The organism is Agromyces sp. H17E-10, assembly GCF_022919715.1.
In the GTDB taxonomy this organism is placed as follows: domain Bacteria; phylum Actinomycetota; class Actinomycetes; order Actinomycetales; family Microbacteriaceae; genus Agromyces.
This window is the reverse complement of sequence record NZ_CP095042.1, coordinates 1522260-1534906: the sequence shown is the minus strand read 5'-3', so window position 1 is coordinate 1534906 and position 12647 is coordinate 1522260. Positions and strand designations below refer to the sequence as shown.

General features: G+C 72.5%; 13 protein-coding genes. 10 read left to right on the top strand and 3 right to left on the bottom strand.

Annotated features, from left to right (window positions below):
* Positions 1-5 precede the first annotated feature (5 nt).
* Positions 6-368 carry a MerR family transcriptional regulator gene (locus MUN74_RS06840; protein ID WP_244855696.1) on the top strand — a complete coding sequence of 121 codons (363 nt, stop codon included), beginning with the start codon at positions 6-8 and terminating at the stop codon, positions 366-368.
* Between the two features lie 34 nt (positions 369-402).
* On the opposite strand, the gene MUN74_RS06835 is transcribed toward MUN74_RS06840, so the two are convergent.
* Positions 403-1437 carry an o-succinylbenzoate synthase gene (locus MUN74_RS06835; RefSeq protein WP_244855695.1) on the bottom strand — a complete coding sequence of 345 codons (1035 nt, stop codon included), beginning with the start codon at positions 1435-1437 and terminating at the stop codon, positions 403-405.
* A gap of 47 nt (positions 1438-1484) precedes the next feature.
* On the opposite strand from MUN74_RS06835, the gene MUN74_RS06830 reads away from it, so the two are divergent.
* The 3 genes from MUN74_RS06830 (at position 1485) to MUN74_RS06820 (ending at position 4025) form a co-directional block, all read left to right on the top strand.
* Complete coding sequence (locus MUN74_RS06830; RefSeq protein ID WP_244855694.1) at positions 1485-1691, top strand: hypothetical protein; 207 nt, start codon at positions 1485-1487, stop codon at positions 1689-1691.
* Between the two features lie 65 nt (positions 1692-1756).
* Positions 1757-2707: a 1,4-dihydroxy-2-naphthoyl-CoA synthase gene (locus MUN74_RS06825; RefSeq protein ID WP_244855693.1), complete on the top strand. Its 951-nt coding sequence runs from the start codon at positions 1757-1759 to the stop codon at positions 2705-2707.
* A gap of 13 nt (positions 2708-2720) precedes the next feature.
* A complete protein-coding gene (locus MUN74_RS06820; protein WP_244855692.1) occupies positions 2721-4025 on the top strand; it encodes an AMP-binding protein in 1305 nt (434 codons plus the stop codon).
* A gap of 138 nt (positions 4026-4163) precedes the next feature.
* Here the strand turns inward: MUN74_RS06820 and MUN74_RS06815 are convergent, their stop codons facing one another.
* On the bottom strand, positions 4164-5642 hold the full coding sequence (locus MUN74_RS06815; RefSeq protein ID WP_244855691.1) for an MFS transporter: 1479 nt from the start codon (positions 5640-5642) through the stop codon (positions 4164-4166).
* 97 nt (positions 5643-5739) lie between these two features.
* Here MUN74_RS06815 and MUN74_RS06810 point away from each other — a divergent pair, with 97 nt between their 5' ends.
* Together MUN74_RS06810 and MUN74_RS06805 are read left to right on the top strand one after the other, a co-directional pair.
* Positions 5740-6186 carry a MarR family winged helix-turn-helix transcriptional regulator gene (locus MUN74_RS06810; RefSeq protein WP_244855690.1) on the top strand — a complete coding sequence of 149 codons (447 nt, stop codon included), beginning with the start codon at positions 5740-5742 and terminating at the stop codon, positions 6184-6186.
* 159 nt (positions 6187-6345) lie between these two features.
* Complete coding sequence (locus tag MUN74_RS06805) at positions 6346-7326, top strand: 1,4-dihydroxy-2-naphthoate polyprenyltransferase (RefSeq protein ID WP_370647377.1); 981 nt, start codon at positions 6346-6348, stop codon at positions 7324-7326.
* A gap of 33 nt (positions 7327-7359) precedes the next feature.
* Here MUN74_RS06805 and MUN74_RS06800 read toward each other — a convergent pair whose 3' ends face one another.
* Positions 7360-7647 carry a DUF4229 domain-containing protein gene (locus MUN74_RS06800; RefSeq protein ID WP_244855688.1) on the bottom strand — a complete coding sequence of 96 codons (288 nt, stop codon included), beginning with the start codon at positions 7645-7647 and terminating at the stop codon, positions 7360-7362.
* 73 nt (positions 7648-7720) lie between these two features.
* Between MUN74_RS06800 and MUN74_RS06795 the strand changes: the two genes are divergently transcribed.
* The 4 genes from MUN74_RS06795 to MUN74_RS06780 all read left to right on the top strand — a co-directional run bounded on the left by MUN74_RS06795 (position 7721) and on the right by MUN74_RS06780 (position 12478).
* Entirely contained in the window at positions 7721-8158 is a 438-nt protein-coding gene (locus MUN74_RS06795; protein ID WP_244855687.1) for a PLDc N-terminal domain-containing protein, read from the top strand.
* The gene (gene menD, locus MUN74_RS06790) at positions 8151-10100 is read left to right on the top strand and encodes a 2-succinyl-5-enolpyruvyl-6-hydroxy-3-cyclohexene-1-carboxylic-acid synthase (RefSeq protein ID WP_244855686.1); all 1950 of its coding nucleotides are present in this window, start codon (positions 8151-8153) and stop codon (positions 10098-10100) included. The genes MUN74_RS06795 and menD overlap by 8 nt, the downstream gene beginning before the upstream one ends.
* 150 nt (positions 10101-10250) lie before the next feature.
* Positions 10251-11108, top strand: a complete 858-nt coding sequence (locus MUN74_RS06785) for a polyphosphate kinase 2 family protein (protein ID WP_244855685.1) — start codon at positions 10251-10253, stop codon at positions 11106-11108.
* A 125-nt stretch (positions 11109-11233) separates the two neighbouring features.
* Entirely contained in the window at positions 11234-12478 is a 1245-nt protein-coding gene (locus tag MUN74_RS06780; protein ID WP_244855684.1) for an isochorismate synthase, read from the top strand.
* The last annotated feature ends 169 nt before the right edge of the window (positions 12479-12647 follow it).

Sequence of the window (12647 nt, the reverse complement as noted above, 5' to 3'; positions counted from 1 at the left end):
GCGCCGTGCGCATCGGTGAACTGGCCTCGCAGACCGGGGTGTCGACCCGGCTGCTGCGCTACTACGAGGCCCAGGGGCTCATCACGTCGATGCGCGAGAGCAACGGCTACCGTGACTACCCCGACGGCGCGGTCGAACGGGTCGGGCAGGTGCGCGACCTCATCGATGCCGGCATCCCGACCGCCGTCATCCTCGACATGCTGCCGTGCCTCGCGAGCGTCACCGACCCCGAGACGCCCGTCATCCAGCGCGCGCTCGCCGAATCGCTCGCCGAGCGCCGCGCCCAGCTCGACCAGCGCATCGGATGCCTCGCGAAGAACCGCGACGCGATCACCGCCTATCTCGACCGGGCGACGATCACCGGGTGACGGGCGAGCCGCGCCGGGTGCGCGTCTCGACACCTCACCGCGCGTCGCGCAGCACCTCGAAGCAGCGACCGAGCCGCTCGAGCCACCAGTCCACCCGCTCCTCGGTCGCCTCGTACCGGTCGAGCAGCACCGGGTCGGGAACGATCCGGCCGACCGCGATCGACCCGCCTTCGGCGACGAGCGGCGACCCCGTGACATCCGCGGCGAGCAGCGACGCCGTGCCGAGCCCGCAATCGAACTCGAGCGACGGCACCGATGCGGCCAGCTGGGCGCCCATCGCGAGGCCGACGCTCGTGTCGAGCGCGCTCGATACGACGACCGGCAGGCCCGCCGCTTCGACGATCGCGAGTGCTCGGCGGATGCCGCCGAGCGGCTGCGCCTTGATCACGAGCAGGTCGGCGGCACCCGCCTCGGCGACGGCGAGCGGGTCGTCGGCGCGGCGCACGCTCTCGTCGGCCGCGATCGGGATGCCCATGTACTTCGTGCGACGGCGGATCTCGGCGAGCTCGTCGACCGTCGCGCACGGCTGCTCGACGTATTCGAGGTCGAACGGCGCGAGGGCGTGGATCGCGTGCTCGGCCTCGTCGACGTTCCAGCCGCCGTTGGCGTCGACGCGCACGCGCCCCTCGGGGCCGAGCACGTCGCGCACGGCGCGCACGCGCGCGACGTCCTGCGCGAGGGTCTGGTCGGAGCCCGCGACCTTCACCTTCGCCGTGCGGCACCCGGCGAACCGGGCGAGCACCGCGGGCACGCTGTCGGGATCGACGGCGGGCACGGTCGCGTTCACGGGGATGCGGTCGCGCAAGGCTGTCGGCGGTGCGTTCCAGCCGAAGTCGATCGCCGCGGCCAGCCAGGCGGATGCCTCGTCGTCGCCGTACTCGGCGAAGGGGCTGAACTCGGTCCAGCCCCGAGGCCCCTCGAAGACCATGGCCTCGCGCACGTCGATGCCGCGGAACCGGGTCACGAGCGGCAATGCCACCACCCGGGCGCTCGCGAGCAGGTCGTCGAGCGAGGGGAGCGCGGTGGCCTCGGAATGTGCGTGCGGCGCGGGCTGGTCGTCGGCTGGCATGGGCCAAGTCTGGCATCCGGTCGAGTGACGCGAATAGGGTGGTCGGCATGAGCGTCGACGGCATCCACGAACTCGGTCTCGAGACGCGCGAGGTCCGTGCCGAGTCGACGGGCCGCAACGTCGCGATCGGCGTCGGCGGCATCCTCCTCGTGATCGCGGCGGCGATCCCGCTGACGTGGGGTGTGCTCACGGTCGGCACGGCGGCGTATGCGCTCGTGACCGGCATGCTCGCCCAGTCGGGCGCCGGCGTCTGAGCGCGGCGGCCTGCGCGGGCAGGTGCGCACCCGCGTGCACCGGCGCGCCGGAATAGGCTGGAAGCATGAGCGCCGAGGTCTCCGAACTGTTCGATCCGAGCCAGTGGGCGGATGCCTCGGGCGGCGTCGGCCACGGAGCATCCTTCACCGACATCACCTACCACCACTCGCTCGACGGGCGCATCGCCCGCATCGCGTTCGACCGGCCCGAGGTGCGCAACGCGTTCCGGCCGCACACGGTCGACGAGCTCTACCGCGCCCTCGAGGACGCGCGCACGAACCCGCGCATCGGCGTCGTGCTGCTGACCGGCAACGGACCGAGCGCGAAGGACGGCGGCTGGGCGTTCTGCTCGGGCGGCGACCAGCGCATCCGCGGGCGCGACGGGTACAAGTACTCCGACGCCGAGACCGCGATCGTCGACGGTGCGGGCGGCACGGCCGACCCGCACGGGCACGCCGCGGTCGGACGCCTGCACATCCTCGAGGTGCAGCGGCTCATCCGCTTCATGCCGAAGGTCGTCATCGCGGTCGTGCCCGGATGGGCGGCCGGCGGCGGCCACTCGCTGCACGTGGTCTGCGACCTGACGATCGCCTCGCGCGAACACGGACGCTTCAAGCAGACCGACGCCGACGTCGGTTCCTTCGATGCCGGTTACGGCTCGGCCTACTTCGCCCGCCAGATCGGGCAGAAGTTCGCGCGCGAGGTGTTCTTCCTCGCCGAGGAGTACTCGGCCGATCGCGCCTACGAGATGGGCGCCGTCAACCGGGTGGTGCCGCACGCCGAGCTCGAGCGCGAGGCGATCGCGATGGCGCGCACGATCCTCACGAAGTCGCCGACCGCGATCCGCATGCTGAAGTTCGCGTTCAACGCGGTCGACGACGGCATGGTCGGGCAGCAGGTCTTCGCCGGCGAGGCGACCCGCCTCGCCTACGGAACCGACGAAGCCGTCGAGGGCCGCGACGCCTTCCTCGAGAAGCGCGACCCCGACTGGGGGCCCTACCCGTGGCACTTCTAGCTCGGCCGGTTACGTGAAACCGCTCATCCGGGTTTCCGCCGAGGATGCCTCGGCGCTGACCCGTGCCCTCGCCGAGGCTCTCGCCGGAGGCCCCGCGGTGTGGCCCGTGCCCGCCGATGCCGCGCCTGCGTCGTCCGCGCCTGCGTCGCCCGCGCCTGCATCGCCCGCGCCCGCTGCGCAGGTGCGTTCCGGGGGTGCTTTTCCGCAAGATGCGGGGGAGATCGGCCCGGATTCTGGCGGAAATGCACCCCCGAAACGCACGGCGGACTGCTCGGCGGATCGCGCGGCCGCCGAGGTCGGCGACGGAGTCGCGCTCGTCGTCGAGACGAGCGGGTCGACCGACCGACCCAAGCGCGTTGTGCTGTCGGCCGAGGCGCTCGAGGCGAGCGCGCACGCGACGCACGATGCGCTCGGCGGCCCCGGTCAGTGGCTGCTCGCGCTGCCGGGCCACTACATCGCCGGCGCGCAGGTGCTCGTGCGCGGCATCCTCGCCGGCACCGAGACGGTCGTGCTCGGCGGCGGAGGCGACGGGTTCCGTCCGGCCGCATTCGCCGAGACATCCGCCCGCATGCTGCCGAACGTGCCGCACTACACGTCGCTCGTGCCGGTGCAGCTCGCACGGGTGGTCGAGGCGGCCGAGCGCGACGCATTCATCGCGGCGGCGCTGCGGTCGTTCGACGCGATCCTGGTCGGCGGCCAGGCGCTCGGCGCCGAGGTCGCCGCCCGCGCCGATGCGCTCGGCGCGCGCATCGTGCGCACCTACGGCTCGAGCGAGACCGCGGGGGGCTGCGTCTACGACGGGGAGCCGATCGGCGACACCCGCATCCGGTTCGTCGAGGGGGCGATCGAGCTCGCGGGGTCGAGCCTCGCCGACGGATACCTCGACGATCCCGAACGCACTGCCGCGGCCTTCGTCGTCGACCGCGGCACTCGCTGGTATCGCACGGGCGATCTCGGCGAGCTCGACGCCGACACCGGACGCCTGCGCGTGCGCGGCCGCGCCGACGACGTGATGATCTCGGGCGGCGTGAAGGTCGTGCTCGGCGAGGTCGAGCGCGCCGTGCGCCGGCTCGATGGATTCGCCGACGCGGTCGTCGTCGCGGTGCCCGACGCCGAGTGGGGCGAGCGCGCGGCCGTCGTGGTGGGTGCGCCCGTCGGCGACGACGAGTTCGCGCTCGGCCGGCTACGACAGGCGACGGATGCCGCGGGCCTCAGTCCCGCCGCCCGGCCGGTGCGGCTCGTGGTGGCCGCCCCGTGGCCGCTGCTCGCGTCGGGCAAGCCCGATCGCCGGGCGCTCGCGGCCGCCGCTCGGCGCTGACCCTCCCGTCGCCCGGCCACCGGTCGCCCCTGTGCCCCCCGCCCCTGCGCCTCCGCGTCGCGTGAGTCGCCAGAAAGTGCGCTTCCCCGTGGCCGGAAGCGCACTTTCTGGCGAGTCGCACTTCAGCGGCTGCGGCGGTCAGACCGACACGGCCGCTGTCGCTTCGGCCTCGACGTCGGCCTCGGCGAGGCGCTTCTCCTCGTCGAGGTGCGCCTGCACCGCGGCGCGCCCCGGCAGCAGCAGGCTCGAGACGGCCGCGATCGCGAAGCCCGCGACGGCGACCCACACCGACGCCTGCAGCGCGGTGAGCACGTGTTCGCGGCTCCAGTCGTCACCGACGACGGTGAAGAACACGGTCGTCGAGATCGCGACGCCCGCCGCGGCCCCGAGCTGCTGGAACGTGCTGTACGTGCCCGACGCGGCACCGGCGTCGGCGACCGGCACCGTCGCGAGGGCGACGTCGACGAGCGGGATCACGAGCAGCGCGAGCCCCACGCCGGCGATGAGCATCGGCCAGACGGCCGCCCACCCGGTGAACGCGGCACCCGTGTCGGCGACGACCGCGAACGTCCACAGCACGCCCGCGCCGAGCGCCACGGCGCCGAGGGTCACCAGGTATTTGCCGACGCGACCGACGAGCGGGATGACGATGCCCGTGCCGACCATGGCACCGAGGCTGAACGCGAGCAGGTTGAGCCCCGCAGTGAGCGCGTCGAAGCCGAGTCCGACCTGCAGGTAGATGATGAACGGCAGCGTGAACGCGTTGAGCGCGCCCTGGAAGGTCGCCTGCGTGACGATGCCGGCCGAGAAGCCGCGGTCGGCGAACAGCGGCATCGGCAGGAGCGCCGAGCCGTCGCGGCGCATGCGCCGGCGCTCGACGGCGACGAACAGGCCGAGCAGCACGACGCCCGCAGCGACGGGGATCCACAGCCAGGCCGGCCAGCCGAGCGACTGCCCCTCGACGAGCGGCACCATGAACGCGAGTACGACTGCGCTGAGCAGCACGACGCCGACGAGGTCGAGCCGCATCGGCCGCGACGAGCGCGTCTCGGGCACGAACAGGGCGGCGAGCACGAAGATGACGATGCCGACGGGGATGTTGATGAGGAACACCGTTCGCCAGCCGAGCCCCCACAGGTCGGCGTCGATGAGCCAGCCCCCGAGCACCGGCCCCGCGACCGCGGCGAGTCCGCTGACACCGCCGATGAGCCCGTACATGGGCGCCCGCTCGCGCGGCGAGAAGAGCGCCTGCACCGACGCGAGCAGCTGCGGCACCATGAGGGCGGCGAACAGGCCCTGCAGGATGCGGGTGGCGACGAGCACATCGCCCGACCATGCGAACGACGCGGCGGCGGAGGCGAGCGTGAACCCGCCGATGCCGATGAGGAACACGCGGCGTCGGCCGAACAGGTCGCCGAGGCGACCGCCGGTGATGAGCGCGACCGCGAAGGCGAGCATGTAGCCGCTCACGATCCATTCGAGCTGCGAGTCGGATGCCTCGAGGTCGGTGCCGATCGACGGCAGGGCGACCTGCACGATGGTGACGTCGAGCAGGTCCATGAACGAGGCGAACAGCAGGATGCCGATGGCGAGTCCTCGGCGAGGTGTGGTGGCCATGGCGGCCGTCCTTTCGTATGCTGGAGTTGGTTCCGAAGTGGAATAGTTCCGATATGGAATAGTCCCACAACGGAGAGAATAGAAGGGCGCCACCGCGATGTCAAGCAAGGCCGAGGTCTCCGCACGCATCTCCGAGCTCATGCAGCTCGTGATCGCCTCGTCGGTCATGTCGAACGAGCGCATCGCGCGATCGATGGGCATCAACGTCGTCGACCTGCAGGCGCTCGGGTTCATCGCCCGCAGCAGCGCTCCCATGACGGCCGGCGAGGTGAGCCAGGCGACCGAGCTGCCGACGAGCACCACGACGCGCGTGCTCGACCGGCTCGAGAAGCAGGGCTACATCGAGCGGTCGCACGACCCGGCCGACCGGCGCCGCGTCGTCGTGCAGCTCGCGCCCGGCGCGCTCGCGGGGGCCGGGTCGGGCGGTGAGGACGACCCGTACCGCGAGATCCTCGAGGGGATGCGGCGCCTGCACGAGGGTTTCACGGTCGACGAGCTCGAAGTGGTCGCGCGTTATCTCGACGCGGTGAAGGACGTGCGGTGAGGGGCGAGAGCGGGTTGAGGAGCGAGCGAAGCGAGCGTCTCGAAACCGCGGCGTGAACGCGGAAGGGTTTCGAGACGGCGCTGGCGCGCCTCCTCAACCCACCGGGGTCATAGCCACGCGAACTAGCATTGCCGTGTGGCACGCCCGAAACCCCAACGGATGACCCCCGCCGACCAGCCTGCGAAGCGCCCGCGCACGCACAGCCGGTCGGGAGACCCCGCGAAGGCCGCTGGACGCCCCGACACGTCGAAGCCCGTCGGTCCCGCGACGGCCGCCGACTGGATCTCGGGCGCCCGCCTCCGCACGTTGCCCCTCGCCGTGGCACCCGTCGCGCTCGGCACGGGCGCCGGAGTGCTCGCGATCGCCGAGGGCTCGTGGCATCCGGCTCGCGCCCTGCTCGCCCTCGTCGTCGCGCTCGCGCTGCAGATCGGCGTGAACTACGCGAACGACTACTCCGACGGCGTGCGCGGCACCGACGACCACCGGGTCGGGCCCGCGCGACTCACCGGCTCGGGTGCGGCGAAGCCGAAGCACGTGCTCGCCGTCGCGCTCGCGTTCTTCGGCATCGCGGCCCTCGCGGGCCTCGCGCTCGTCGTCGTGACGCAGCAGTGGTGGTTGCTCGCCGTCGGCGCGGTCGCGATCGTCGCCGCGTGGTTCTACACGGGTGGCAAGCATCCGTACGGGTACTACGGGCTCGGCGAGCTCTTCGTCTTCGTCTTCTTCGGGCTCGTCGCGACGGCCGGCTCGGCCTACGTGCAGGCGCTCACGGTCAACCTCGAGGCGTGGCTCGGCGGCGTGGGCGCGGGACTGCTCGCGTGCGCCGTGCTGATGGCGAACAACCTGCGGGACGTCGCGCAGGACAAGCTCGCCCGCAAGCGCACCCTCGCGGTGCTCGTCGGCGAACGTGCCGGCCGGGTGCTCTTCGTCGTGTTCGCGCTCGTGCCGTTCGTGATCGCGGCGTTCCTCGCGCTGTTCTACCCGACGGCGTGGCTCGTGCAGTTCGCCCTGCTCGCGGCGCTGCCCGCGTGCCTCATCGTGCTCACCGCGAAGACGCCGCGCGAGCTCATCACCGCCCTGCAGCTCACGAGCCTGACCGCGCTGCTCTACGGCGTCGGACTGGGCCTCGGCCTCGTCTTCTGACGGCGGCTCGGCCGACCAGAGACGCGGAGCGCGTTACTCGGGCTTGCGGGCCCCGTCGGTTGCGGCATCCACGGCCGCGTCTTCCTCAGCGTCGTCCTCGCGCACGAGCGGCTTCTCGCGGTGGCGCGCCTCGTAGAGGTCGTGCGACATGGCGTTGCGGGGCTTGCGCAGGAAGATGAGCGACGCGCTCAGCCCGAAGAGTGCGGCGACGGCCGTCGACAGCCAGACGTTCACGCCCGCGATCAGCAGCACGGCCAGCGGCGCGGCGAAGAGCACGACGCGGATCGCCGTGTACCAGATCCAGACGGGTACGGATTTCACCCTGACAGTGTAGGCGCGACGGCTGCGTGCGACTCCCAGCCTGCCGTGACCCCCGCGAGCATAGACTTGGGGCATGGCACGGCTGCTCTTCGGACTCGTCGTCGCCGTGGCGATCTTCATGATCTACGCGGTCGTCGACTGCGCGATGATCGATCGCTCCCGCATCCGCGGCATCGCGCGCGGGTGGTGGATCATCGTGATCCTCATCATCCCCGTCATCGGCGGCCTGCTGTGGTTCATCGTCGGCCGTGCACGCGCCGAGCGACTGCCGGGCGGTCGTCGACGCACGGTCGCCCCCGACGACGACGCCGACTTCCTGCGTCGCCTGGGCGACGACCAGGCGCAGTCCGAGCGCATCCGCCGGCTCGAGGCCGAGCTCGCCGATCTCGACGGCGAGGCGGATGCCTCCGACGGTGGCCACGGCGCGGGTCGCAAGGCCGAGCCCGGCAAGCGCCCCGACAACCCCGAGACGCCCGGCGACCCCGGCTCCACGGGCCGTCCGAATGCCTGAGGGCACCCCCGCCCCGGCCACCGCCTTCTCGGTCGCGCTGTTCGACGCGCTCATCGCGCGCGGCGTGACCGACGTCGTCATCGCCCCCGGATCGCGTTCGCAGGCCCTCGCCCTCGTCGCGGCGGAGCTCGAACGTCAGGGCCGCATCCGCCTGCACGTGCGCATCGACGAGCGCGGCGCCGGGTTCCTCGCGATCGGCCTCGCCGTCGAGACGGGCCGCCCGGTGGCCGTCGTCACGACCTCGGGCACGGCGGTCGCGAACCTGCACCCCGCGGTGCTCGAGGCGCACCACTCGGGGGTTCCGCTCGTGCTGCTCACCTCCGACCGGCCGGCGGAGCTCCGCGGCATCCGATCGAACCAGACGACCATGCAGCCCGGCATCTTCGCCGGCGCCGTGCGGCTCGAACGCGACGTGTCCGCGCCCGAGGGCGCACCCGGCGAGGGGGATGCCGCGGTGCGACTCGCCCGCGAGGCGATCGCCGCGGCCCTCGGCCGCGACCTCGAGGGCGGCGTCATCGCGCACCCCGGGCCGGGGCCCGTGCACGTCAACCTGCAGCTGCGCGAGCCGCTGTCGTCGGCGTGGAGCGGGTCGAGGGCCGACGACGTCGGTGGGTTGAGGAGCGACGAAGGAGCGTCTCGAAACCCGTCCGAAGGTCTCGATACGCTTCGCTACTCGACCACCGGACCCGCCGCCTCCACGGGCGCCCTCATCGCGCGCGGCCCGCGAACGGTCGTCGTCGCCGGCGCCGGTGCCGGCCCCGAGGCCGAGGCGTTCGCCCGGGCGGGCGACTGGCCGCTCATCGCCGAGGTCACGAGCGGCGCGCACTTCGGCCCGAACCTCGTCGTCGCGTACCGCGAGCTGTTGCGCGAGCCGGGTTTCGGCGACGAGGTGCGCCGGGTCGTGGTGTTCGGGCATCCGACGCTGTCGCGGGAGGTGCCGGCGCTCGTGCAGCGCGACGACGTCGAGTCGATCGTCGTGGCGCCCTCGGGGGTCGAGTGGTACAACCCCGGCCATCGGGTGCGTCGCTTCGAGCGCGCCGTGCACGCCGACGCGGCACCGCCGAGCCCCGAGGAGCGTGCGTGGGTGCGCCGGTGGGTGCACGCGAGTCGCATCCTCGTCGACGCAGGGCTGCCGACCGCGCCCCCGCCGGTCTCGCCCGGGATCGACGAGACGGGCCACGTGCACGACTTCGAGGCGCACCGCGAGTTCATGCGCGCCCAGCTCGACGGCGTGCGCGCACCGATCACCCGTCGCATGCTCGTCGACGCCGTCTGGGCGGTGACCTGGCCGCACGATCGGCTCGTGTTCGGGGCATCCCGGCTCATACGCGACGCCGACCGGGCCGTGCCCGGGCGCCGCATCGTCGCCCACGCGAACCGGGGGCTCGCCGGCATCGACGGAACCGTCGCCACCGCGCTCGGCATCGCGATCGCCAGCCAGGCGGATGCCTCGGGGGAGCGCCCGGCGCAGGAGGACGCGTCTCGAAACCCGGGTTTCGAGACGCTCGCTGCGCTCGCTCCTCAACCCGCTGACGCCCTCGCCGCAATCCTCGCCGAGGCGGAGGAGGTCGAGCGTGCGATCGCCGCCTCGCGGGGGAGCGAAGCCGACTCGAGCACGACCCGCGCCCTCATCGGCGACCTGACCCTGCTGCACGACGTCGGCTCGATGCTGCTCGGTGCCGGCGAGACCCGGCCGCGGCTGCTCGTGATCGTCGGCAACGACGGCGGCGGCACGATCTTCGACTCCCTCGAGGTCGCGGGCACGGCGCCCGCCGACGCGTTCGACCGGGTGCAGTACACACCGCAGCAGGTCGACCTCGCGGCACTCGCGACCGCCTACGGCTGGACGTACGTGCGCGCGACGACCCGTGGCGAGCTCGACGAGGCGCTCGCGTCGCGGGTCGAGGGGCCGACGATCCTCGAGGTGCCGCTGCCGCGGTGAATCGCCTTCCGGTGGTCGAGTAGCGCGCGACGAAGGAGCACGCGTATCGAGACGCTCGCGACGGGTCTCGATACGCTCCTTCGTCGCTACTCGACCACCGGCACCGCGCGACCGCTCGACCGCCGAGACTCCCGCTGGCATCATTGCCGCATGAGCCGCGAATCGTTCTGGACCGCCGACCCCGCCGATCTGCTGCGCGTGCGCGAGGGGTTCCGCCTCGCCGACACCGCGACCGATGACCACCCCGGCTTCGAGGGCGGCAAGAGCGAGGCCAAGAAGGCGCTCGCCGAGGGCGCCGACATCCTCGCCGAGCTGCAGGAGAAGCTGTTCGCGGGCAGCCGCATGGGCGGGCACAAGCGGCGCATCCTGCTCGTGCTGCAGGCGATGGACACGGCCGGCAAGGGCGGCATCGTGAAGCACGTCATGGGCGCGGTCGACCCGCAGGGCGTGCACCTTGCGGCGTTCAAGAAGCCGACCGAGGAGGAGCTCGGCCACGACTTCCTGTGGCGCATCAGCAAGGAGACGCCCGGGCCGGGCATGATCGGCGTCTTCGACCGCTCGCACTACGAGGACGTGCTCATCGCGCGAGTGCGCGAGCTCGCGCCGCCCGAGGAGATCGAGCGCCGCTACGACGCGATCAACGAGTTCGAGCGCGGCCAGGTCGCGAACGGCACGACGGTCATCAAGGTCATGCTGCACATCTCGGGCGACGCGCAGAAGGAGCGCCTGCAGGAGCGCCTCGACCGCCCCGACAAGCACTGGAAGTTCAACCCCGGCGACATCGACGAGCGACTCCTCGCGCCCGCCTACCAAGAGGCGTACCAGCTGGTCTTCGACCGAACCTCGAAGCCGGATGCCCCGTGGTTCGTGATTCCCGCCGACCACAAATGGTACGCGCGGCTCGCCGTGCAGCACCTGCTCATCGACGCCCTCGAGGGGATGGAGCTCGAGTGGCCGGCGGCCGACTTCGACGTCGCCGAGCAGCGGGCGCGCCTCGCGCACAGCTGAGCACGCCCTCGGTGGTTGAGGAGGCGCGCCAGCGCCGTCTCGAAACCGCTGTGTGACGCGCGGGTTTCGAGACGGTCGCTTCGCTCCCTCCTCAACCCACCCCGCCGCGGGCGTAGGCTGGTGCGGTGAGTCAGACGCACGCGTCGGCGCGCCTCGTGGTCAGAACGGTGGCGGTCGACGAGACCGAACCGCTGATTCCGCGCACCGACCCCCGGCACCCGCTCGTGTGGCTTCGGCGCGGCGAGGGCATCGTCGGGCTCGGCGAGGTGCTGCGCATCGAGTCGTCGGGAGCGACCCGCATCGACGACGCCGCCTCGGCGTGGACCTCGCTCGCGGCCGCCGCCGACATCGACGACCGGGTCGGTCTGCCGGGCACGGGTCTCGTCGCGTTCGGGGCGTTCGCGTTCGCCGACGAGTCGGCCGCGACGAGCGTGCTCATCGTTCCCGAGCTGGTCATCGGTCGCCGTGACGGCCGTGCGTGGGTCACCCGCATCGGCTTCGAGACGCCCGCCGAGGTCACGATTCCCGAACCGTCGCCGAAGCGCCAGGTCCCCCGCGTCACCTTCGAGTCGGGGTCGATGCCGCCCGAGGCATACGAGTCGGCGGTCGCCGAGGCGGTCCGTCGCATCGATGCCGGCGAGTTCGAGAAGGCGGTGCTCGCGCGCCAGCTCGTCGGCACGCTGAGCGACGACGCAGGCTTGCGCGCCACGATCAACCGGCTCGCCGAGGACTACCCCGACACGTGGGTCTTCGCCGTCGACGGGCTCATCGGCGCGAGCCCCGAGACCCTCGTGCGCGTCGACCACGGCACGGTCTCGGCGCGCGTGCTGGCCGGCACCGCGCCGAGGGGTGCGGGCGAGGCATCCGACCGCGATCATGCCGCGACCCTCGCGGCGAGCGAGAAGAACCTCGCCGAGCACGCGCTCGCGGTCGCGAGCGCGGTGCAGCGGCTCGAGCCGCACACGACCCGGCTCGACACGAGCCCCGAGCCGTTCACGCTGCAGCTGCCGAACCTCTGGCACCTCGCGACCGACCTCAAGGGCACGCTCGGCGATGGTTCGAACTCGCTCGACCTCGTGAAGGCGGTGCATCCGACGGCGGCCGTCGCCGGCACGCCGCGCAAGGTCGCGCTGCGTGCGATCCTCGAGCTCGAGGGCTTCGACCGCGGGCGCTACGCGGGCCCCGTCGGCTGGGTCGACGGCGACGGTGACGGCGAATGGGCGATCGCACTTCGGTGCGCACAGGTCGACCCCGACGGCACGGTCACGGCGTATGCCGGCTGCGGCATCGTGCACGACTCGGTGCCCGCCGACGAGCTCGCCGAGACCGAGATGAAGTTCCGGCCCATCGTGGAGGCGTTCGGGGGCTGACCCGATCGTCGCGGAAGCGTGCCCCACGGGCGCCCGCGGCGAGGGCGGGCGCCGCGCTCCGGAGAGCGACGCCCCGTGGGCCTGTACCCCGATTGCGGCGAACATCACCTAGAACGCATGACGCGCGCATCGACCGGGCACTCCATGCTGACCGCGGGGGGTAGCGGCA